Genomic DNA, 21,474 nt, shown 5'->3' on the forward strand with positions numbered 1-21,474 from the left:
CGCCGGCGACCGGTGCCCGGGGAGCCGAGGAGCATTCCGATGACCCGAGCAGGCACTCTGCGCGCCGCGGCCGCCGCCGTCGCCCTGGCCCTGCCCCTGACCCTGGCGACCCCGGCCACCGCCGCACAGGACGCCCGGGAGCCGGCCGGCACGGCCGCCGCGGAGCGCGGCGCCCTCTCCGTCCGCCACTACTACACGACCTGGCGCGACGCCCGCTCCTACTGGTCGGCGGACACCCGCTACGCCACCAGCGGCTGGCTGTGGGCCGGCCGGCACTACTTCTTCTGCCAGACCGAGGGCACCGCCCACTCCGACGGCGAGGGCGCGTTCTCCACCTGGTGGGTGCTCACCGACGACGACACCGGCAACCGCGACGTGTTCGTCAGCGCCACCGCCCTGCGCGTCGCCGAGCCCTGGAAGCCCGTCGAGGGCCTGCCCCGCTGCTGACCCGGGGCGCCGGCCCCGGGACGCGGAAGGGCCCCGCCGGACGGATCCGGCGGGGCCCTCGGCTCACGGGGTCAGGCGTCCGGAGCGGCGCCGTCCGCCGGCGCCGCCTTGCGCTTGCGGCCCAGGTACAGGGCCGCGCCGCCCGCACCGGCCGCGACCACGGCCGCCGCGACCAGGCCGAGGACCGCGGTGCCGGTCTTAGGCAGCGAGCCGTTGCCGTTCCCCGGCTTGGGGCTCTGGCTCGCCGGGTCGGAGGGCTTGCCGCTCGGCTCCTCTGTCGGTCCGGCCGTGGGGCCGTCCGTGGGGGAGGGCGACGGGGACGGGGAGGGGGACGGGCTCGGCCCGGTGCCCGGCTCGGGGACGGTCGCCTCCTCGCCCACGACGATGCGGCCGGAACCGCCCTCGGGGTAGGCGGCCTCGGTGATCCGGCCGTCCAGGGTGCCGGTGACCAGGCGCTCCAGAGCGCCCTGGTAGGTGGAGCCCACCACGGTGTAGTCCGCCCCGCGGAAGGGGTACAGGTCGCCGCCCCGGGCGGAGAAGTCGTTGGTCACCACGGTGACCGGGTCGCCGTCCACGACCTCGCCGTCCTCCACGATCACTGTTCCGTCGTGCAGGATCACGTTGCGGACCCGCTCGCCCGGTGTCGTGATGGTGCCGTCCGCCGCCGCCACCTGGGCGGTCCGCTCCGGGTCGTAGGCGAAGTTCACGCCCGCCACCTGCATGAAGGCGCCGCTGGCCGCCGGGGCGGCGGCCACGCCCTGCTCCAGCAGCTCCTTGATCTGGGAGCGCGGGAGGTCGGGCACCACGGCCACCTGGTTGGCGAACGGGGCGACGGCGTAGGTGTCCAGCGCGGTCAGCGGCCCGGCCGGGAGCACCGAGGCGTTGCGGATGCCGCCGCCGTTCTGGATGCCGATCTGCGGCTCGGGCACCCCGTACTGCGCGGCGTTGCGGACGCCGGTGTCCAGCAGCCCGTCGGCCACCAGGTTCCCCAGGTTGGTCTCCTGGGTCCGGACGCCCGGGTTCTGGACGCCGTTGAGGTCCACATCGCTCTGGGCGACCACGGTCTCGGCCAGCTCGGCCACGTGGTCGGAGACCGGCTTGGTGACCTGCGCCTCGACCTCGGGGTGCGGGGCGACCGCGTCGTCGCCGGTGCCCGAGACGCGGACGGCGCCGGAGCGGTCCGACACCGACGTCACGTTGCCCTCGGCGTCGAAGTTCAGGACCAGCAGGCCCACGTACTTGTAGTTGGAGCCCGCGGTGACGATCGGCACGGTCTCGCCGTCCGGGTTCGTGGCGAGCAGCGGGTAGGACAGCGGCTGCCCGGTGTCCGGGTGGACGGTGACCTCGTCACCGGGGACCAGGGCGTCGTCCGCGTTGGCCATGACCTCGTGGCCGCCGCCCGAGACGATCGCGTCGATCCCGGTCAGCTCCCGGGCGACCCGCTCCTCGTAGGTGATGTTCTGCAGGTGCGAGATCATGATGATCTTGTCCACGCCCGCCGCGTCGAGGCGGTCGACCTCGGCCTGGACCGGGGCGACGAGGTCCTCGACCACCACGCCGCGCGGGCTGGTGATGGTGGCCAGCGGCGGGTACAGCGCGCCGACGATGCCGACCTGCTCCCCGCCCGTCTCGACGACGGTGCTGGGCGCGATCCGTCCGGCCTCCTCCAGGGCGGCCAGCGACGGCTCCTTGGAGACGTCCACGTTGGCGGCCACCACCGGGACGTCCGGCAGCTGCTCGATGAACTCGGCGTACACGTCCGGGCCGAAGTCGAACTCGTGGTTGCCCATGGAGACCGCGTCGTAGCCCGCGTACCGCGCGGCCACCGCGTCGTAGAACGGGGCGCCGTCCTCGCGGGAGGCGGCGAACTCCGGGCCGGGCAGGTACATGTCGCCGGAGTTGACGGTCACCACACCGCGGTCCTCGGCCTCGTCCGCACCGGCCAGGGCCCCCGACTCCTCCGCCGCGCGCAGCTCGTTGACGAGGGTGGTGAACCGGGCGGCGCCGCCGAAGTCCTCCTGTCCGGAGGCGGCCAGCAGCTGCGACTCCGGGTCGTTGGCGTGCAGGAGCGACAGCGTGAACGCGGTGTCGCCCGCGGGCTCCATCGGGGCGGCTCCCGCCGCGGGGGCCAACGGCACCGTGAAAGCGCCGGTCAGCATCAGTGCGGCCGAGGCGCGCACGAGTCTGGACATGGGTTCCGTGCTCCTTCGTGGGGGATCGGGGGATCGTCGTGATGTTCCGCTCGGGGTGGAAGCGGGCCCAGAGACGCAACCCTAGATGTGATCGCTCCGGGGGTCATGGGCCCCAGGGTTACGATTTGTAGAATCTGTCGGACTGAAGCAGATTTTTCGACCCGTCCGTATCACCGGGTCCTGCACCTCGTCCCACCCCCGGCCCCTACCATGAGGGGTGCCGGTGACCCCGAAACCCCTTGGAGGACGGTCGTGGCTCCCCCTGGCAAGGACCCCTACGAGCCCGAGCACGGGGGCCTTCCCGACTTCGAGGCGAGCTTCGCCGCCCTGCGCCCGGACGCGCCCCTGCCCCGGCGGGTGGCGGTCGTGCGCATCCTCATGTTCATCGGCGGCGCCTGCGGCATCGCGATGGCGCTGCTCTTCCTCCAGGGCCTGGTCCTGCCCCAGGAGCAGATGGAGGAGGCACTGGCCGTCCAGGCCGAGGCGCTCGCCCAGCAGGGTGTGCAACTCGAGCTGGGCGTGGAGGCCATGCGGGCCATGATCCTCGTCCTGGCCCTCGTCACCGGCGTCTACGGGGTGCTGTCCACCCTGCTGGCCGCCCGCATCAGGCGGCGCACGGTCGGCGTCTTCTGGGGCGTGGTGCTCTTCCACGGCGCCGCGGGGGCGCTGCTCGCCTGGAACATGCTCGCCGGCGCCTGGGAGGCCGTCGTGCCGCTGGGCTTCGCGGTGTACATGATCGCCGTCATGTTCGGGCGCGACGCCCGCGCCCACTACGGCCTGCTCTGACCGAAGAGGCGCAGCCCCTGCCGGGGCGGCTCCGGCGGGCGCACCGCCACCTCCGTCCAGGACCGCTCCAGCAGCTCGCGCACCGTCGCCGCGCCGTCCAGGGCCAGCACCTCGCGCAGCAGCCCGCCCGCGTCCGGCCGCTCCCCGGGGTCCTTGGCCACGGCCGCCTCGACCACCTTCTTCAGCCCCGGCGGCAGGTACTCCAGGTCGGGCTCCTCGAACAGCACCCGCCGGGCCATCTCCCCGGCGTCGGCCCGGCCGAACGGGTCGTGGCCCAGCGCGGCGAACGCCACCGTCGCCCCCCACAGGAACACGTCCGAGCCCTGCGTGGTGGGCTGACGCGAGTACTGCTCGGGGCTGATCCACCCGGGGGTGCCCAGCTTGTCCACCCAGGCGGCGACCCGCCGGTCGGGCAGGGTCTCGGGCGAGGGCAGCCCGAGGTCGCGGTAGGCGCGGCGCATCCGCCGCAGCCGGATCCACTTGGTGGGGTCGGGGTCCTCCACCGGGTGCGCGATCCCGAAGTCCACCAGCTTGGGGCCCTTCGCCGACAGCACCACGTTGCTCGGCTTGAGGTCCCGGTGGACCACCCCGGCGGCGTGGATGGCGCGCAGGGCCTCGGCGGTGCCCGCGGCGACCCCGAGCAGCATTCCCTTCCTCAGCCGGCCGAACCGCTCCACGTGGTGGCGCAGCGTCGGGCCGGGCACGTACTCGGTGATCATCCACGGCAGGCCGGCCTGCACGTCGGCGCGCACGAACCGCGCCACCGAGGGGCTGTTCACCCGCGCCAGCAGCCGCGCCTCCAGGGCGAACCGGTCCCGGAACCGGTGGTCGGACGCCTGCTCGGGGTGGATCACCTTGACCGCCATGTAGCCGCCGCTCCCGGGGGAGGCCGCGGCGTAGACGGTGCCCATGCCCCCGGAGCCCACCCGGCCCACGATCCGGTGGCCGCCGACCTCCTCCGGGTCGCCGGGTTCCAGGGGGTGGAGCCTGCGGATGCCGCGCGCCTTCATGGGGACTCCGATCACGGGGGACGTGGCGGGAGTCTATCCGCGGGGCCCCGTCCGAAACCGGGACCGCGGACCACCCGTTCGATATAAAGGAGGACGGAATCCCCCTTCCCCCAGAGGAACCGCTTGGACGTCACACTCGCCGACGGTCGCACGATCCCCCTGAGCCGCGGGCTGGCCGAGGCGGTGCTGGGAGCCTGCCCGCTGCCGGACGCCCCGCACGTGTGGTCGCCGGTGTACCTGGGGGCGCCCGGCAACGCGGCGCTCATCGACCTCGGCCTCGCGGAACGCACCCGCCAGGGATTCCTGGGGCTGACCCCCCTCGGCCACGAGGTCCGCGCGCGCCTCCAGGACCCGCGCCCGGAACGGGTGACCCTGGACCCCGGGCTGTCGGGCGACCGGAAACGGGCACTGCTGGTGGCGCTGGCCGACCCGGAAGCGGGGCCCGGACCCCGGGGGAGGCGCTGGACCGCCCCGCGGGTGGCCTACGCGGCGGCCATCGCGTCCCTGGCCGTTCTGCTCCCTTCGGCGGACCTGCCCCTCATCGCGTACATCCCCGTGGCCGTGGTCCTGCTCGCCGTTATCATGGTCTCCTCGCACCTGGCCGACCGGGAACGCGAGCGCCGTGATCCCCGCCGTGTCCTGGAGTCCCTGGCCGACCACTACGTCCTCCAGGAGCAGGTGGAGGGGGAGTACCGGGCGCTGCTGGAGCGGGCGCAGCGGGCCGTGGACGCCGTCCTGGAGTCGGCGCCGCACCGCGAGGGGCTGCTCCTCGACACCGTCCGCAACCGGGTGGTGCTGGCCGAGACCGAGTGGACCGTCGCCCGCGGCCTGGCCCGCCTGTCCGGCGAGGCGGCCCGCGCCGACGGCACCCCGATCGCGGGCGAGCGCTCCCGGGCCGCGGCCGAGCGGGCCCGCGCCGCCCTGGCCGAGGAGCGCGGCCACCTCGAAAGGCGGATCGGGCTCCTGGAGGAGTACGCGGCGGGTGTGCGCTCCTTCGAGGCCGAACGCGCCGACGCGGCCTCGGCGCGCGAGTTCGACGCGATCACCGACCGGGTCCTGGAGTCCGGCGCCGCCCACGACCTCCACGACGAGGCGCTGGCCTCCCTGGTCCGCGCCCAGGAACTCGCCCTGCGCCTGTCCGACCTCACCGGCCCCGAACGGCCCCGCCCCTGACCGCGGCGGCCCCTGCGGCGGAAGGAGGCGGTTCGCCTTCCGGCGGTGGCCGAGGTCGCCGGGCGGGAGGCGTTCCCGAACGTCGGCGGGGTCTGGCAGGCTCGGGGGAGGAGAGGAGGCCGCCGTGAAACCCGCCCGTTTCGTCGACGCCGCCCTGTGGTTCCCCGAGGCCGTGGAGACCGAGCCCTTCGGTCCCGGCATCCTCGTCCACAAGGTGTGCGACCGGATGTTCGCCCTGCTGTGGGAGGGGGAGGACCCCCGTGTCAACCTCAAGTGCGACCCCCTGCACGCCCTGGAGCTGCGCGACCGCTTCCCCGGCGTCACGCCCGGCTACCACATGAACAAGGACCACTGGAACACCGTCGCCCTGGACGGCACCGTCCCCGAGGACGAGATCCTGGAGATGCTGCGCGACTCCTACGTGCTGGTCGCCCGCGGGCTGCGCAGGGCCGACCGGGAGCGCGTGCTGGCCGCGCTCGGCGACGGCCTGCCCGAGGCCGGCTGACGGAGAGGAGCCCGGGTGCCCGAGGAGAAGCGCGCCCCCGCCGTCGTCCAGGGCGTCCTGGAGCGCATCACCTACGCCAACGAGGAGACCGGCTACACCGTCGCCCGCGTCGACACCGGGCGCGGCTCCGCCGACCTGCTCACCGTGGTCGGCGCCCTCATGGGCGTGCAGCCGGGCGAGGCCCTGCGCATGCACGGCCGGTGGGGCTCCCACCCCCAGTACGGCCGCCAGTTCCACGTGGACGACTACACCACCGTGCTCCCCGCCACCGTCCAGGGCATCCGCCGCTACCTGGGCTCGGGCCTGATCAAGGGCATCGGCCCCAAGATGGCCGAGCGCATCGTCGGGCACTTCGGGACCGACGCCCTCGACGTCATCGAGCAGGAGCCCGGGCGCCTGATCGAGGTGCCCGGACTGGGCCCGAAGCGGACGAGGCTCATCGCCGAGGCGTGGGAGGAGCAGAAGGCCATCAAGGAGGTCATGGTCTTCCTCCAGGGCGTCCAGGTCAGCACCTCGCTCGCGGTGCGCATCTTCAAGAAGTACGGCGAGGCCTCCATCGAGGTCGTCCAGAAGGAGCCCTACCGCCTGGCGACCGACGTGTGGGGCATCGGCTTCAAGACCGCCGACACCATCGCGCAGGCCGTCGGCATCCCCCACGACAGCCCCCAGCGCGTCATGGCGGGCATCCAGTTCACCCTCTCGGAGTCCACCGGCGACGGGCACTGCCACCTGCCGGAGGAGAAGCTCATCTCCGCCGCCGTCAAGATCCTGGGCGTCGACTCCGGCCTGGTCATCGAGTGCCTGTCCCGGCTGGTGGAGGAGGAGGGCGTGGTCCGGGAGGAGGTCCCCGGCCCCGACGGCGAGCCGGTGCGGGCGATCCACCTGGTGCCCTTCCACCGCGCCGAGGTCGGCGCCGCCGCCGGGCTGCTCACCCTGCTGAACCACCCGCACGACCGCATGCCCGCCTTCGTGGACGTGGACTGGGACGTCGCCCTGGACTGGCTGCACAGGCGCACCGGCACCGAACTCGCCGAGGAGCAGCGCGCCGCCGTGATCCAGGCGCTCACCCGCAAGGTCGGCGTCCTCACCGGCGGTCCCGGCTGCGGCAAGTCCTTCACGGTCGCCTCCATCGTCACCCTCGCCGCCGTCAAGGGCGCCAAGGTGGTGCTGGCCGCCCCCACGGGCCGGGCCGCCAAGCGCCTCACCGAGCTGACCGGGCACGAGGCCGCCACCGTCCACCGACTGCTGGAGCTGCGCCCGGGCGGCGACGCCTCCTACGACCGCGACAACCCCCTGGACTGCGACCTGCTCGTGGTGGACGAGGCGTCGATGCTGGACCTCATCCTCGCCAACAAGCTCATCAAGGCCGTCCCGCCCGGCGCCCACCTGGTGCTGGTGGGCGACGTCGACCAGCTGCCGTCGGTGGGCGCCGGGCAGGTGCTGCGCGACCTGCTCGCCGAGGACTCGCCCCTTCCCAGCGTCCGCCTCACCCGGGTGTTCCGGCAGGCGCAGCAGTCCGGGGTGGTCACCAACGCCCACCGGATCAACCGCGGGGAGCCCCTGCTCTTCGAGGGCATGCGCGACTTCTTCCTCTTCCCCTGCGAGGAGTCCGAGGACGCCGCGGCCATGGCCGTCGACGTGGTCGCCCGCCGCATACCGCGCACCTTCGGCCTGGACCCGCGCCGCGACGTGCAGGTCCTCACCCCCATGAAGGGCGGGCCCGCCGGGGCCGGCAACCTCAACACCGCGCTCCAGGAGGCCCTCACCCCGGCGGGGGAGGGGGTGCCCGAGCGCCGCTTCGGCGGCCGCATCTTCCGGGTCGGCGACAAGGTCACCCAGATCCGCAACAACTACGACAAGGGGGCCAACGGCGTCTTCAACGGCACCCTCGGCGTCGTCACCGGCCTGGACCCGGTCGCCCAGGAGCTGACCGTGCGCACCGACGAGGACGAGGAGATCGCCTACGACTTCGCCGAGCTCGACGAGCTCGCCCACGCCTACGCCATCACCGTGCACCGGTCCCAGGGCAGCGAGTACCCGGCGGTGGTGATCCCGGTCACCACCAGCTCGTGGATGATGCTCCAGCGCAACCTGCTCTACACCGCCGTCACGCGCGCCAAACGCCTGGTCGTGCTGGTCGGGTCGCGCCGCGCCCTGGCCCAGGCGGTCCGCAACGCCTCCTCCGGGCGCCGCCACACCGCGCTGGCGCACCGGCTGCGCGGATACGCTCAGGGATCGTGGACCGAGACACCCTGATCGTCGTGGGCGCGGCCATCATCCGAGATGGCCGCATCCTGGCCGCCCAGCGCGCCGAACCCGCCGCCCTGCGCGGCCGCTGGGAGTTCCCCGGCGGCAAGGTCGACCCCGGCGAGAGCCCGGCCGACGCCCTGGTGCGCGAGTGCCGCGAGGAGCTGGGGGTCACGGTCCGCGCCCGGGAGGCGCTCGGCGCCGACGTCCCCTTCCCGGCGACCCCGGGGCGCACCAGGCCCGCCGTGCTGCGGCTGCTGCGCGCCGACCTCGTCGAGGGCGAGCCCCGGGCCCTGGAGCACCTGTCCCTGCGCTGGCTCGCCGCCGCCGACCTGGACGGCCTCGACTGGCTCCCGGCGGACGTGCCGTTCCTGGGGACGATCGGGGACCTGCTCGCCCCCCGCGACACACCCCGCGGCGAACCTCCGTCCGCCGCCGGGTGAACTCTCGGCGCCCGCGGGATGATTCGGCCCCGCGTCGCCGTTGACCCTGTGGGCGTGAGTCGGGGTGACCTGTGCGTATCCCGACCAGCCCCCCATGACCGCATAAACTGGCAACGGGCCGTGGCATCCTGCGGTCTCTACCCGGTATCAGGAGATCGAGACTTTTCCATGTCCACCGTCACGCCCGTCCAGGGCTCCGCCCGCCGTAGCGACCTTCGCAACGTCGCCATCGTGGCCCACGTCGACCACGGTAAGACGACCCTCGTGGACGCCATGCTCTGGCAGTCCGGTGTCTTCCGCGAGAACCAGGACGTGGACGACCGCGTGATGGACTCCAACGACCTGGAGCGCGAGAAGGGCATCACCATTCTCGCCAAGAACACGGCCGTCCACTACACCACGCCCGAGGGCGAGGACGTGGTCATCAACATCATCGACACCCCGGGCCACGCCGACTTCGGCGGCGAGGTCGAGCGCGGCCTGTCGATGGTCGACGGCGTGGTCCTGCTCGTGGACGCCAGCGAGGGCCCGCTCCCGCAGACCCGCTTCGTGCTCCGCAAGGCCCTCAAGGCCAAGCTCCCCGTCATCCTCGTCATCAACAAGGTGGACCGGCCCGACAGCCGCATCGCCGAGGTCGTGGACGACACCTACGAGCTGTTCATGGACCTGGACGCCGACGAGTCCCAGATCGAGTTCCCGATCGTCTACGCCTGCGCCCGCGACGGCAAGGCCTCCCTGGAGCGCCCGGCCAACGGCACCGTTCCGGACAACGACAACCTGGTGCCGCTGTTCTCCACCATCCTGGACACCATCCCGGCGCCCGAGTACGTCCCGGACGCGCCGCTCCAGGCCCACGTCACCAACCTCGACGCCTCCCCGTTCCTGGGCCGCCTGGCGCTGTGCCGCGTCCAGCAGGGCGAGCTGCGCAAGGGCCAGCAGGTCGCGTGGATCCGCACCGACGGCACCACCCAGCAGGTCAAGATCACCGAGCTGCTCATGACCGACGGCCTGGAGCGCAAGCCCGCCGAGAAGGCCGGCCCCGGCGACATCGTCGCCATCGCGGGCATCGAGGACATCATGATCGGCGAGACCCTCGCCGACCTGGAGAACCCGGTCCCGCTGCCGCTCATCACGGTGGACGAGCCGGCCATCTCCATGACCATCGGCACCAACACCTCGCCGCTGGTCGGCAGGGTCAAGGGCGCCAAGGTCACCGCCCGCCTGGTCAAGGACCGCCTCGACAAGGAGCTGGTCGGCAACGTCTCCCTGCGCGTGCTGCCCACCGAGCGCCCCGACGCCTGGGAGGTGCAGGGCCGCGGCGAGCTGGCGCTGGCCATCCTCGTCGAGCAGATGCGCCGCGAGGGCTACGAGCTGACCGTCGGCAAGCCGCAGGTGGTCACCAAGGTCATCGACGGCAAGGTCCACGAGCCGGTGGAGCGCCTGACCGTGGACGCCCCCGAGGAGTACATGGGCGCCATCACCCAGCTCCTCAGCGTCCGCAAGGGCCGCATGGAGAACATGGTCAACCACGGCACCGGCTGGGTGCGCATGGACTGGTTGGTGCCCTCCCGCGGCCTCATCGGCTTCCGCACCGAGTTCCTCACCGAGACCCGCGGCACCGGTATCGCCCACCACGTGTTCGAGAAGTTCGAGCCGTGGTTCGGCGAGCTGCGCACCCGCCCCAACGGCTCCCTGGTGGCCGACCGGGCCGGCGCCGCCGTGGCGTTCGCGATGTTCAACCTCCAGGAGCGCGGCACGCTGTTCGTCGAGCCGGGCACCGAGGTGTACGAGGGCATGATCGTCGGCGAGAACGCCCGCGCCGACGACATGGACGTCAACATCACCAAGGAGAAGAAGCTCACCAACATGCGCTCGGCCACGGGCGACGAGCTGGTGCGCCTGGTGCCGCCGCGCAAGCTGTCCCTGGAGCAGGCCCTGGAGTTCTGCCGCGAGGACGAGTGTGTGGAGGTCACCCCCGAGCACGTGCGCATCCGCAAGGTCATCCTGGACCAGAAGGAGCGCGGGCGCATCACCGCCAACAAGAAGCGCCAGCAGCAGTAGCCGCGGCCTTCCGGGGGCTCCTCCCCGACCGGTGGGCGGGTCGCGTCGCGGCCCGCCCACCGGCGTTTTCCGGCCAGGTCACACGGGTAGACCGCTATGACATGAAGACCGATCCCTCGTGTCCCAGGTGCGGGCGCGCGGTCCGGCCTCCGGGGTTGTGGACCAGCGCGTGGCAGTGCGACGCACACGGCCCGGTCACACCTCTGCAACCGGTCCGCCAGCCCGGCCCCGCCGTCCTGGAGGCCCTCCTGCCCCAGGCCCGCGTCCCGGTGTGGATCCCCTGGCCGCTGCCCACCGGGTGGGTGGTCACCGGGTTCGCCGAGGCGGGCGACGACCGCAGCGGGGCGCTGGCGACCGCCGTGGCCCTGTCCGGACCCGACCCGCTGGGCGGTGTCGGCGAGGCCGTCGTCGTCGCGGAGGCCCCCGGGATCGGCCTGGGCGCCCGCCTGGCCGGTCTGGAGGGGCCCGACGCCGGCGACGGGTTCGACACCCGGGCTCCCGACGCCAAGGTGCGCTTCGAGGGCCACGAGATCCCGCTGTGGAACCTCGACCTGGGCCGCGAGCGCGCCGGCTACACGGGGGAGGCGCTCTCTCAGTGGCTGTGGGTGGTGTTCGCCACCGCCGACACCGCCCTGCTGATGTGCGAGATCGGCTCCCTGAGGGACCTGCGCGACATCAGGGACGGCGGGGTCGCGCTGGAGCCGCCCTTCGGCGCGCCCAGCCCGTTCCTGGCGTCGGCGCTGGCGCCCCGCTCCGCCTGAGCGGCGCGGCCCCGGACGCCGGACCGGTGCCCGGCCGGCCCGGCGCGGTGGCCCGATCCGGGCCGGGGCTTAGTACGATCAGCCGGTGACACGTATCGACCTGCACTCCCACAGTTCCGTCTCCGACGGCGGCGATGCTCCGGAGGAGGTCATCGGGTACGCCGTCGCCGCGGGCCTGGACGTCCTCGCCCTCACCGACCACGACACCGTCGGCGGCGTCGAGGCGGCCGCCGCCGTCCTGCCGCCCGGCTTCACCCTGGTCCCGGGCATGGAGCTGTCCTGCGCCTACCGGGGCTCCAGCGTCCACCTGGTGTCGTACCTGTTCGACCCGGACGACGCCGACCTCAACGAGGAGCTGCGCCGGGTCCGCTCCGACCGCGCCTCGCGCGCGGAGGAGATGGTCCGCAAGCTCCAGGCGAACGGGGTGGACGTCACCTGGGAACGGGTGCTGGAGATCGCGGGCGCCGGACACGCCGAGTACGCCGACGCCAACACCATCGGCCGCCCCCACCTGGCCCGCGCGATCGTGGAGGCCGGGGCCGCCCGCGACGTGCAGGACGCCTTCGACCGGTGGATCGGCTCCGGCGGGCCCGCCTACGCCTCCCGGTACGCCATCGACCCGGTGCGCGCCGTCCGGCTGGTGCGGGCGGCGGGCGGGGTGTGCTCCCTGGCCCACCCGGCCCGGGCCGAGGGCGCCCTCAACGGCTCCGTGCCCCTGGAGCTGGTCGAGCGCATGGCCGCCGCCGGCCTGGGCGGCATCGAGGCCGACCACCCCTCGCACAACAGCGCGCAGACCCGCCACTGGCGCGGTGTCGCCGCCGACCTGGGAGTGGTGGTCACCGGCTCCAGCGACGACCACGGCTCCCTCACCGGGCACCGCCTGGGCGCCCGGACCACCGCGCCGGAGGCGTTCGAGGAGCTGGTGGCGCCGGCCACGGGGGTCCCCCTGATCAGGGGCTGAGGGTGTCGGTTCACCCTGTGGATTCGGTACGGTACGGACCACCGTGCGCGGGCGCGACAATGGTCGCAGCGCAATCACCCATATCGGACTAAGTGAGAGGTCTGACGCCGTGTTCTGGAAGCGGAAGTCGAAGAAGCAGGACGGCCCGGAGGCCACCGATTCCGCTGCGGAGGCCGCGGTGGACGACACGGCGGAGGACGCCGAGGAGGCCGGGGAGACCGAGGGGGCGGCCGGAGCCGCGCAGGCCGCCGAGGCCGAGAAGTCCGACAAGGACGAGAAGACCGAGAAGGACCGGAAGGCCGAGGAGGAGGACACGGAGGCGGAGGCCGACGAGGCCGGGGACGCCGACGCGGACGACGACTCCGAGGACGCGGACTCCGAGGACACGGACTCCCGGGACGACGCCGAGGCGGAAGCCGACCGGGACACCGACGAGGACTCCGACGACGACTCCGAGGACGGGGACGACGAGGCCGGGACCTCTGACGACGTCTTCGCCGACGACACCGAGGAGGCCGGTGTCACCGGCCCTGACTCCGAGGGCATCACCCGGGTCCGCGCCGCGGTCACCTTCGAGTTCGACGACGAGAAGTTCGAGTACATCGGCAACACCTGGATCGTCCGGGCCGACGACGACGGCGTCATCGTCATCGACCCGGGCCCCGACGCCGAGGCCGTCCTGGAGGCCGTGGGCGAGCGCGAGGTCTACCTCGTGGCCTGCACCAACGCCTACGCCCCGCACATCGAGTCCGCGCTGAAGATCGTCGAGGAGACCGAGGCCCCGGTCGCCCTGCACCCCCGCGAGATGCGCCTGTGGCGCCGTCAGCACGGCGCCGAGCACCGCCCCGACTACGAGGTCGAGGGCGGCGGGTCCATGACCATCGGCGACCTCCAGATCGACGTCGTGGCCCTGCCCGGCACCTCCCCGGGCACCGTCGGCTACTCCATCAGCCAGCTCGGCGTCGTCTTCTCCGGCGACACCCTGCGCAAGGGCGAGCCCGGCATGGTGGGCAACACCTACATCGACTACACGACCCAGCTCGCCTCCATCGGCGAATCGCTGCTGACGCTGCCCCCGGACACCCGCATCCTGCCCGACCGCGGCCCGGCCACCACCGTGGTCGCCGAGAGCAAGAACTTCGACTCCTGGGTCTGACCCCGCCCGGGGTCCGCACCCGTCCGGACACCACGGCGCCCCGGCCCCCTCGCGGGGACCGGGGCGCCGCGGCGTGCGCGGTCAGCGGCGGCCGACCGACTCCACCTCGTTCCAGAACGCCGTGAACGCGCTGGCCGTGGTCTCGGGGGCCTCCACGTTGGGGGAGTGGCCCGCGCCGGGCACCACGATCCGCCTGGCGTCCAGCCGCTTGGCCATGTCCTCCTGGAGGGAGGGCTCCCACGCGTCGTCGTTCTCTCCGTACATCACCAGGGCGGGCAGCCGCAGCGCGGCCAGCTCCTCGACCCGGTCGCGGGCCCCCAGCAGGTCCTCGGCGCAGCGCAGCAGGCCCAGGGCGCTGCTGTGCACCAGCCGGTCGCGCAGGAAGGAGCGGACGCCCTCGTCGGGGGTGCGCTGACGGGCCTCGGCGTCGAACCGCTCCTCCCACAGCTCCTCCAGGCGCTCCCGGGAGGGGTCCATGGACAGCGCGGCGATCAGGGCGCGGGTGCGCATCGCCGCCTGGCCCGGCAGGGCGGCGGGGCCGCTGCACAGCAGCGTCAGCGAGGCCAGGTCGGCCATGCCGCTGAGCGCGGTCTCGCGCACCACCAGGCCGCCGAAGGAGTGGCCCACCAGGTGGACGGGCATCCGCCCGCCGACCTGCTCGACGACCTCGGCGACGACCTCGCCCAGCGAGGCCAGCCGGTAGTCGGGGGTCCGCACGCCGGGCGGCGGGGTGAGGGTCTCCGGGCCCGGCGACCCGTAGGTCCCCGGCAGGTCGATCGCGACCACCTCCCGACCGCCCTGGGCCAGGGTCTGGAGGATCGCGATGAAGTCCTCCTTGCTGCCGGTGTAGCCGTGCACGAGCACGGCGGGCGCCAGCTCGGCGCCCCCGGAGACGGGCAGCGCCCGCAGGGCCGCCACCGGGCCGTAGGACAGGTCGAGGTCGACCCGCCGCACGCCCGGCGGCAGGTCGAGGAACTTAGGTGTACTCACGTCCGGTCACCCTAGACGATGGCGGCCCGCTCCGGGGCGGAGCGGGACCGTGATCTCCCACGTCGGCGCGGCACCGGCCGGTACCGCGCCGCCTGTGCGCCGCGGCCCCCGTCCGGGTGCCGCGGCCGTGCCCTCCCCGGTCCGGCGGACCGGAGCGGTCAGGTGTTCTCGGGGTCGCGGCGGACGGCCGAGCCACTGCGGGTGCGGCGGCGACGGCGGACCGTGCGGGTGCCCTCGCCCCCCTCGCCCTTGTCGGCCACGGGGGCGGCCGGGGCCGCCGCGGGCGCCTCGGCCCGCTTCTCCGCGCGCTTGTCGGCGGCGGGAGCCTCGGTGCCCGCCGCCACGCTCTCACCGCTGCGGGTGCGCCGGCGCGAGCGCCCGCTCCTGCCGCCGCGGCGGCGGCCCTCGCCGCGCTCCTGGTCGCCCGAGCGGTCCCGGTCCCGGTCGCGGCCGCCGCGGCCGCGCTGGGTGCGGGGCCCGCCGGTGTCACCGATGTCCTCGATCTCCTCGGCCTCCAGGCCGGCGTGCTCGGCGCGCTTGTCGGCGGCCAGCCGCCCCTTGGTGCCCGCGGGGATGCTGAGCGCCTCGAAGAAGTGCTTCGAGGTGGAGTAGGTCTCCTCCGGCTCGGTGAACCCCAGGTCCAGCGCGGCGTTGATGAGCTTCCACCGCGGCATCTCCTGCCAGTCCACGAACGTGACGGCGGTGCCGGTGCGCCCGGCCCGGCCGGTGCGGCCGATCCGGTGCGTGTAGGTCTTCTCGTCCTCGGGCGTCTCGTAGTTGACGACGTGGGTGACGTCGTCCACGTCGAGCCCGCGGGCGGCCACGTCCGTGGCGACCAGGATGTTGATCTTGCCGTTGCGGAAGGCGCGCAGCGCCCGCTCGCGCTGGCTCTGGCCCAGGTCGCCGTGGACGGCCGCGACCGCGAACCCGCGGTCCTTCAGCTCGCCCGCGACCCGGTCGCACGCCCGCTTGGTCTGGCAGAAGACCATGCTCTGCCCGTGGTCCTCCGCCTGGAGGAGACGGGCCAGCATCTCGATCTTGTCCATCTGGTGGGTGCGGAACGCGTGCTGCGCGATCCGGCTGGTGATCGCCGACCCGTCGATCTCGTTGTCGTCGCCGGCCCGCACGTGGGTGGGCCGCCGCAGGTACTTGCGGGACAGGGAGACGATCTCGCTCGGCATGGTCGCCGAGAAGAGCATGACCTGGCGCTCGGCCGGGATCTTGGTGAGGATGCGCTCGATGTCCGGCAGGAAGCCGAGGTCGAGCATCTTGTCGGCCTCGTCCAGGACCACCGCGGCGACCCCGTCCAGCCGCAGGTGCTTCTGGTTCTCCAGGTCGAGCAGGCGGCCCGGGGTGCCGACGACGACGTCGACGCCCTCCTTGAGGCCGTTGATCTGCGGCTCGTAGGAGCGGCCGCCGTAGACGGTCAGGATCCGGGCGCCGCTGCGCTTGCCGGCGGTGGTCAGGTCGGCCGCGACCTGGATGGCCAGCTCACGGGTGGGGACCACGATCAGGGCACGGGGGCTCTTGGAGGTCCCGGGGGCCTCCTGGGCCCGCTGGAGCAGGGGGAGCCCGAAGGCCAGCGTCTTGCCGGTACCGGTCCGGGCCTGCCCGATGATGTCGCTGCCGCCGAGGGCGATCGGCAGGGCCAGCTCCTGGATGGGGAAGGGCTCGATGATCCCCTCGGCCTCCAGGGCGTCGGCGATCTCGGTGCTCACGCCGAGGTCGCGGAAGGTGATGCGGGGCTGTTGTGTCTCGTCTGTGCTGCTCAGGGCTCAGGCCTCCATCTTGGCGGTACACGAATCGCGTGTCCGCGTCGGGATGCGGTCGCGTGCGGCTTCGGGGGCCGCCGCGGAAGGCGCGGCTCGCCGTCCGTTCCGGTCGGAACGGCGCGGCGGCGCTGCCGTCGGATCCGCGGCCCGGGGGCTCCCGGCCGGAGATCGGATCCATCCGCTCGGCGCGCTCCCGTTCTCCTTCGGGGGCCCGCCGTGGTTCGTCGGGTTCGTCCGCGCGGTCGTCGGTCGCCCTGGGGCGGCCGGATCGCGCGGCGGGGCGCGGCATCCGTGGGACACCGCTGCGTGCGGGAACGTACCCGCGGGTGTGAGAAGGGGTCCGTGTCGGTCCGCACGCGCAGGTCGTCACGGAGAGTCTAGCCGGTGACCCGCCCGGCGGACGTGGCCGCCATCCGTAGCGGGACGGCATGGACCTACCCGTTCCCAGCTGGTGCAACCGTGCCGTTCGGACGTTTAGTCCCCGGTTCGGTGTGAGAACGGCCGGGCGATACCCTGGCGCCCATGACCAAAGGCCCCTCTGTGAACCCCGGTGTGATCGATCTCCTCGGCCTGCTGGCCTACGCCGAGCTGGGTTCCTTCTTCCGTCTCGCCGGTGACGCGGTGCTGGCCCCCACCCTGCGCGGCAAGGGCCGCCTGGCGGCGCTGGCCGCCACGGAGCAGGCCCACTACCAGGTGCTCCGCGACCGCCTGGAGGAGCTGGGGGTCGACCCGGAGGAGGCGATGGCCCCGTTCGTGGAGCCGCTGGACGCCTGGCACGAGCGCACCGAGCCCAAGACCTGGCTGGAGAGCCTGGTCAAGACCTACGTCGCGGACGGGATCGCGGGCGACTTCTACCGCAGGGTGGCCGAACTGGCCGACGACGAGACCCGCACCCTGGTCGAGGGCGTCCTCGCCGAGACCGGCCGCGCCGAGTTCGTCGCCGAGACCGTGCGCGAGGCCTTGGCCGAGGACCCGGTCCTGGCCGGCCGGCTGTCGCTGTGGGCCCGCCGCCTGGTCGGCGAGGCGCTGGGCCAGGCCCAGTCCGTGGCCGTGCGCCGGCCCCGCCTGGCGGCCCTGCTCGCGGAGGGCGTCGACCGGCCGGAGACCGACAGGGAGGACACCACCGGCCTGGGCGACCTGGCCGCGGTGAGCCGCATGTTCGCCTCCCTCACCGACCGGCACGCCGGCCGCCTGGAGGCCATGGGCCTGAGCGCCTGAACCCAGTCCGCGGGCGCCGTCCGCGGCCGTCCGGCCCGGGCGGCCGCGCGGGGTTACCCGCCTCGGCCCGTTCCGATTCCCCCTCGTCCCCGTTCTTGACCCGCGCTTGGGGACACTCTGGTCAAGGGCGGGTAATTTCCAACACTTTCGTGACGATCGGTTGGGGCGCGGACGTAAACTCGATGAAGTTTCCCGTGTCTCGACCACCCCTGAGTAGGTACTTCCATGCCCCGTGGGACCTCAGTGCGCCACCCGTTGGCCGGACTCACCCGTGACTTCCACAAGATCGGCCCCCTCGCCGGTCCGATCGACCCCTGGATGTGCGCTGAGCTGGACCAGCACGCCGCGCAGGTGTGCGACGGCATCGCCTCCTCCGGCGGCGAGGTGACCGCCCGGACCCTGGGCACCTACCTCCACGGGTTCCTCGACGGCTGCCTTGAGCGGGGCTGGGACTCCGCGGCCGTGGAGTACGACTGGGAGACACTCCGCGTCCTCGCGATCTGCCGCTTGGCCAAGGAGCGCGGTTTCGTCCGCTAGGTTGTTGCCAACCGCAGGCACCGTTGTGACCGACGACGCGCCGTCCCCGAGGACGCGTTCGGTGGATGCTTCCGCGCGGTCGGCGCGGCGAGCGGCGGCCCGGCCGTTCCGCGGAGGCATCGAGCCGGAGGCGTTCCCGAGGCCGGCGGCGGTCGACGGGCGGACCCGGAACGGTACACCGGACACGCCCTCGGTCACCCGCCCTGCCCGTTCACCGGCGAAAACCCCTTCACGGGCCTAGGCTGGGGACATCGGCGACCCCACGGCGGCCGGACACGCGCCCCGACGAACCGGGCGCGGACCTGCGGAATGCAACGTGGGATGCACGGTGTTATGCCGGTCCGGGACGGACCGGACGCCGTGACTGGCGGAGCGGCCCGCAGGAGCCGCGAGAAAGGAATGCGAATGAGGAGCGGTCGGCACGGGGCGGCGCGCCCACCGGTCGGCGTCCTGATCCAGCAGGATCGCGTCGACTTCGCGCTTTTCGCACTGATCTTCGTCGTCGCGGTGGCCTCGATGGTCTTCACCGGGCCGGGCAGCGTCGTCTTCTGGCTGGCGCTGCTGCCCATGATCGCCACCGTGGTGCTGGCCGTCCGGCGGATCGAGCACCTGTCCCGCCTCGAGCTGCGGGACTCGGAGTTCCTGTAGCCGGCGACGGCGCACGACAGCGGGAGGGCGGGGCCTCGAGGCCCCGCCCTCCCTTGTCTCCTTCGTCTTGTACCTCTGCGATCCCGAGCCCCCTTTCCCTCGACTGCACGCCTGTGGCGTCCGTACCCGTCAGACGCCGCCCTCGGGGCGCTCGCCCGTGCCCGGCGCGCCCGGGCCGGTGCGCACTCCGGCGGCGCGGGCGTCCTCGGCACCGGCCGGTCCGGTGGTCGCGGGACGGTCCATGGCGGCCTTGCGGCCCGCCTCGTAGCTGCCCCTGTCGGCCAGACGGCCGGTCTCCTCCTCCGCGCGGTCCAGCCAGCGGTCCCAGCGCGACTGCATCGGCCGGATCAGGCCGCCGCCGACGCCCACCACGATGACGCCGCCGACGGTGGCCAGCACGGCGACGAGCACCGGCGTGGTCACGGTCGTGGCGATGCCCATCTGGTTGAGCGCCGCGATGACACCGAGGGCCAGGATGGCCACGGCGGCGATGTTGGCCAGCAGCCGGCCGTACGAGAGGCCGCCCAGGGCACCGCTGATGATGTCGCGGACCGCCTTGGCGATCATCGCGGTCACCACCACGATGACCAGCGCGACGATGCCGCGCGGCATCCAGGCGATGACCTCGTTCAGGAGGGTGCTCACCGGGTTCGGTCCGAAGACGTTGAACGCGAGGGTGAACACGAACAGCAGGGCGACGTAGTAGATGATCTTGCCGCACAGCTCACTGGCGCTCCAGTTGCTGCGCTCGAAGTACTCGCCCACCCCGCCGCGGTGGAGGGCGCGGTCCAGCCCGACCCCGTGCAGCGCCTTGCCGACCGCCTTGCCCACGAGCCAGGCGATGATCCAGCCCACTACGAGGACGACCAGGAAGCCGGCCAGCAGTGGTACGAAGCTCGCCACCATCTGCCAGGCCGTCATCAGACCCTGACCCACATCCATGACGTCTTCACCCCCAAGTCGCTCCGTTCGGTCGTACCGAATGGTCGCCGTTCGGAACGGCGAAAAGAGGCGCGGTGCCTCTCACCCCGCCGATACCCGGAGTGCCCGGTTCAAATCCTTTATCGGAGCAGGTCGGCAGGTATTGCCTTTTCTTGGGAATTCTCTGGCCGGAAAAAGGGGCGCGGATCATTGTCGGTGGTGGACAATGCGCCTTTCCGGGGCGGCCGCGCACGGCGGAGGGCCCCGGTCGCCCGGGGCCCTCCGTGGTGCGTGTGCGGGGGTCAGGAGTCCTGGCCGGCCGACTGCCCCTCGCCGCGGTGCAGGTCCCAGCCGCTGATGCCGCGCCAGGCCAGCCGGGCCACCAGCAGTTCGGCGGCGTCCTTGGGAACCGAGCCCTGGGTGTTGATCCAGTACCGGGCGCTGGTCTCGGCCATGCCGACCAGCCCTATGCTCAGCAGGTGCGCCTCCTCGTCGGAGATGCTGGTGTCCTGCCGGATGACCTCGCCGATCAGCTCGGCGCAGCGCTGGAAGGTCTGCTCGCTCTTCTCGCGCACCGCCGGGAGATTGCGCAGGTCCGATTCGAAGACCAGGCGGAACGCCTCGCCGTCGCCGGCCACGAAGTCGAAATACGCGCGGAAACTCGCGATGACCCGCTGGCGGTTGTCGTCGGTGCTCTCCAGCGCCTCGCGCTGCTTTTCGACCAGCGCCTCGGAATGCTCTTCCAGGAGGGCGAGGTACAGCTCCAGCTTCCCCGGGAAGTGCTGGTAGAGGACCGGCTTGCTCACCCCCGCGCGCTCGGCGATCTCGTCCATCGCGGCCGCGTGGTACCCGCGGGCGACGAAGATCTCCTGCGCGGCGGCGAGGAGCTGTCGGCGGCGCCTGACCCGGGGCAGACGGGTGCCCCGGGAGCGGGCGTCTGAAGGAGCTGTCACACCCACACCCTCCGAACTCGGCATGGCAGATGCACGCCATCATCGGACATCTGCGTGGCTGGCGCCGTCGTGCGCGCGTCCCCGTCACAGGGTGCGCTCCACGGCGTTTTCCGCCATCTTACTCCTGCGTAAGTTACCTGTGACATAGGGATTCGTCCCGCGGAACGAGACGGCGCGGGCCGGGGGCCGCCGATCAGCGCCGGTCGTCGTCGTCGGCCCCGGCCTCGCGCAGCTGCTCCACGACGTCGGCCTCGTTCGCGTCCGGGAGCTCCCCGGCCCCGGCGCGCTCCAGCCAGTGCTCGTCGTCCTCCGCGTCGGAGGCGGCCAGACGCTGCTCGGCGGCGTCGGCCTCGGGGACCGCTGCGTCCGGGTCCTCCGCGGGTGCGGGACGTGTCCTCGGGTCCTCGGTCACGGGTGCCTCCCCCAGTCGACGGACGTACCCCCGACACTACTCGCCGCCGCGCCGCGGGGGGCGGAGGGGAATGGATCGGCGGGTCAGGGCGGTTGCCGACGAGAGGGGCCGGCCGCGGTCCGGCGGCTCGGGCGGGTGTCCGCCAGTGTGCCCGTCGACACCGCCCCGGGGGTGGGAATGGAAAACCCCACCCGTTAGGTTGGGTATAAGAGCAAGCACGCTTCGCGCCCCGCGACCCCTGCGCCCGTGGTCCTCCTGCTTCGGGCGGTGTGAAGCATCAC

At 73.1% G+C, this 21,474-nt stretch carries 20 protein-coding genes; 13 read left to right on the forward strand and 7 right to left on the reverse strand.

The window, feature by feature from the left end; genetic code table 11:
- Window positions 1–39: 39 nt before the first annotated feature.
- On the forward strand, window positions 40–447 hold the full coding sequence (locus tag K1J57_RS14690; protein ID WP_220564971.1) for a hypothetical protein: 408 nt from the start codon (window positions 40–42) through the stop codon (window positions 445–447).
- Window positions 448–518: 71 nt separating this feature from the next.
- Here K1J57_RS14690 and K1J57_RS14695 read toward each other — a convergent pair whose 3' ends face one another.
- Window positions 519–2,639, reverse strand: a complete 2,121-nt coding sequence (locus K1J57_RS14695; RefSeq protein WP_220564972.1) for a bifunctional UDP-sugar hydrolase/5'-nucleotidase — start codon at window positions 2,637–2,639, stop codon at window positions 519–521.
- Between the two features lie 252 nt (window positions 2,640–2,891).
- Between K1J57_RS14695 and K1J57_RS14700 the strand changes: the two genes are divergently transcribed.
- A complete protein-coding gene (locus K1J57_RS14700) occupies window positions 2,892–3,425 on the forward strand; it encodes a hypothetical protein (RefSeq protein WP_220564973.1) in 534 nt (177 codons plus the stop codon).
- On the opposite strand, the gene K1J57_RS14705 is transcribed toward K1J57_RS14700, so the two are convergent.
- Complete coding sequence (locus tag K1J57_RS14705) at window positions 3,410–4,435, reverse strand: serine/threonine-protein kinase (RefSeq protein ID WP_220564974.1); 1,026 nt, start codon at window positions 4,433–4,435, stop codon at window positions 3,410–3,412. The two genes, K1J57_RS14700 and K1J57_RS14705, sit on opposite strands and share 16 nt — an antisense overlap.
- A 123-nt stretch (window positions 4,436–4,558) precedes the next feature.
- Here K1J57_RS14705 and K1J57_RS14710 point away from each other — a divergent pair, with 123 nt between their 5' ends.
- The 8 genes from K1J57_RS14710 to K1J57_RS14745 all read left to right on the forward strand — a co-directional run bounded on the left by K1J57_RS14710 (window position 4,559) and on the right by K1J57_RS14745 (window position 13,742).
- Entirely contained in the window at window positions 4,559–5,608 is a 1,050-nt protein-coding gene (locus K1J57_RS14710) for a hypothetical protein (RefSeq protein ID WP_220564975.1), read from the forward strand.
- Between the two features lie 124 nt (window positions 5,609–5,732).
- Entirely contained in the window at window positions 5,733–6,113 is a 381-nt protein-coding gene (locus K1J57_RS14715) for an MmcQ/YjbR family DNA-binding protein (protein ID WP_220564976.1), read from the forward strand.
- A gap of 15 nt (window positions 6,114–6,128) precedes the next feature.
- A complete protein-coding gene (locus tag K1J57_RS14720) occupies window positions 6,129–8,369 on the forward strand; it encodes an ATP-dependent RecD-like DNA helicase (protein WP_220564977.1) in 2,241 nt (746 codons plus the stop codon).
- Window positions 8,351–8,803: a (deoxy)nucleoside triphosphate pyrophosphohydrolase gene (locus tag K1J57_RS14725; protein WP_220564978.1), complete on the forward strand. Its 453-nt coding sequence runs from the start codon at window positions 8,351–8,353 to the stop codon at window positions 8,801–8,803. The genes K1J57_RS14720 and K1J57_RS14725 overlap by 19 nt, the downstream gene beginning before the upstream one ends.
- Before the next feature lie 168 nt (window positions 8,804–8,971).
- Window positions 8,972–10,864 carry a translational GTPase TypA gene (gene typA / locus K1J57_RS14730; RefSeq protein ID WP_220564979.1) on the forward strand — a complete coding sequence of 631 codons (1,893 nt, stop codon included), beginning with the start codon at window positions 8,972–8,974 and terminating at the stop codon, window positions 10,862–10,864.
- Window positions 10,865–11,019: 155 nt separating this feature from the next.
- The gene (locus tag K1J57_RS14735; RefSeq protein ID WP_370634662.1) at window positions 11,020–11,625 is read left to right on the forward strand and encodes a DUF6758 family protein; all 606 of its coding nucleotides are present in this window, start codon (window positions 11,020–11,022) and stop codon (window positions 11,623–11,625) included.
- Between the two features lie 85 nt (window positions 11,626–11,710).
- Entirely contained in the window at window positions 11,711–12,586 is an 876-nt protein-coding gene (locus tag K1J57_RS14740; protein ID WP_220564981.1) for a PHP domain-containing protein, read from the forward strand.
- Window positions 12,587–12,695: 109 nt separating this feature from the next.
- Window positions 12,696–13,742, forward strand: a complete 1,047-nt coding sequence (locus K1J57_RS14745; protein ID WP_220564982.1) for an MBL fold metallo-hydrolase — start codon at window positions 12,696–12,698, stop codon at window positions 13,740–13,742.
- A gap of 81 nt (window positions 13,743–13,823) precedes the next feature.
- Here the strand turns inward: K1J57_RS14745 and K1J57_RS14750 are convergent, their stop codons facing one another.
- Together K1J57_RS14750 and K1J57_RS14755 are read right to left on the reverse strand one after the other, a co-directional pair.
- The gene (locus tag K1J57_RS14750) at window positions 13,824–14,732 is read right to left on the reverse strand and encodes an alpha/beta fold hydrolase (protein ID WP_220564983.1); all 909 of its coding nucleotides are present in this window, start codon (window positions 14,730–14,732) and stop codon (window positions 13,824–13,826) included.
- A 158-nt stretch (window positions 14,733–14,890) separates the two neighbouring features.
- Window positions 14,891–16,450 carry a DEAD/DEAH box helicase gene (locus K1J57_RS14755; protein ID WP_220564984.1) on the reverse strand — a complete coding sequence of 520 codons (1,560 nt, stop codon included), beginning with the start codon at window positions 16,448–16,450 and terminating at the stop codon, window positions 14,891–14,893.
- Window positions 16,451–17,026: 576 nt separating this feature from the next.
- Between K1J57_RS14755 and K1J57_RS14760 the strand changes: the two genes are divergently transcribed.
- The 3 genes from K1J57_RS14760 to K1J57_RS14770 all read left to right on the forward strand — a co-directional run bounded on the left by K1J57_RS14760 (window position 17,027) and on the right by K1J57_RS14770 (window position 18,907).
- Window positions 17,027–17,722, forward strand: coding sequence for a ferritin-like fold-containing protein (locus K1J57_RS14760; protein WP_220564985.1), 696 nt, complete (start codon window positions 17,027–17,029; stop codon window positions 17,720–17,722).
- A gap of 225 nt (window positions 17,723–17,947) precedes the next feature.
- On the forward strand, window positions 17,948–18,259 hold the full coding sequence (locus K1J57_RS14765) for a DUF6401 family natural product biosynthesis protein (RefSeq protein WP_220564986.1): 312 nt from the start codon (window positions 17,948–17,950) through the stop codon (window positions 18,257–18,259).
- Between the two features lie 405 nt (window positions 18,260–18,664).
- Window positions 18,665–18,907: a hypothetical protein gene (locus K1J57_RS14770; RefSeq protein WP_220564987.1), complete on the forward strand. Its 243-nt coding sequence runs from the start codon at window positions 18,665–18,667 to the stop codon at window positions 18,905–18,907.
- Window positions 18,908–19,036: 129 nt separating this feature from the next.
- Here K1J57_RS14770 and K1J57_RS14775 read toward each other — a convergent pair whose 3' ends face one another.
- The 3 genes from K1J57_RS14775 to K1J57_RS14785 form a co-directional block, all read right to left on the reverse strand.
- A complete protein-coding gene (locus K1J57_RS14775; protein ID WP_220564988.1) occupies window positions 19,037–19,849 on the reverse strand; it encodes a hypothetical protein in 813 nt (270 codons plus the stop codon).
- A gap of 281 nt (window positions 19,850–20,130) precedes the next feature.
- Complete coding sequence (locus tag K1J57_RS14780) at window positions 20,131–20,781, reverse strand: TetR/AcrR family transcriptional regulator (RefSeq protein ID WP_220564989.1); 651 nt, start codon at window positions 20,779–20,781, stop codon at window positions 20,131–20,133.
- Between the two features lie 193 nt (window positions 20,782–20,974).
- A complete protein-coding gene (locus tag K1J57_RS14785) occupies window positions 20,975–21,193 on the reverse strand; it encodes a hypothetical protein (RefSeq protein WP_220564990.1) in 219 nt (72 codons plus the stop codon).
- Window positions 21,194–21,474 lie beyond the last annotated feature (281 nt).

The sequence above is a fragment of the Nocardiopsis sp. MT53 genome, assembly GCF_019598965.1.
In the GTDB taxonomy this organism is placed as follows: Bacteria; Actinomycetota; Actinomycetes; order Streptosporangiales; family Streptosporangiaceae; genus Nocardiopsis; species Nocardiopsis changdeensis.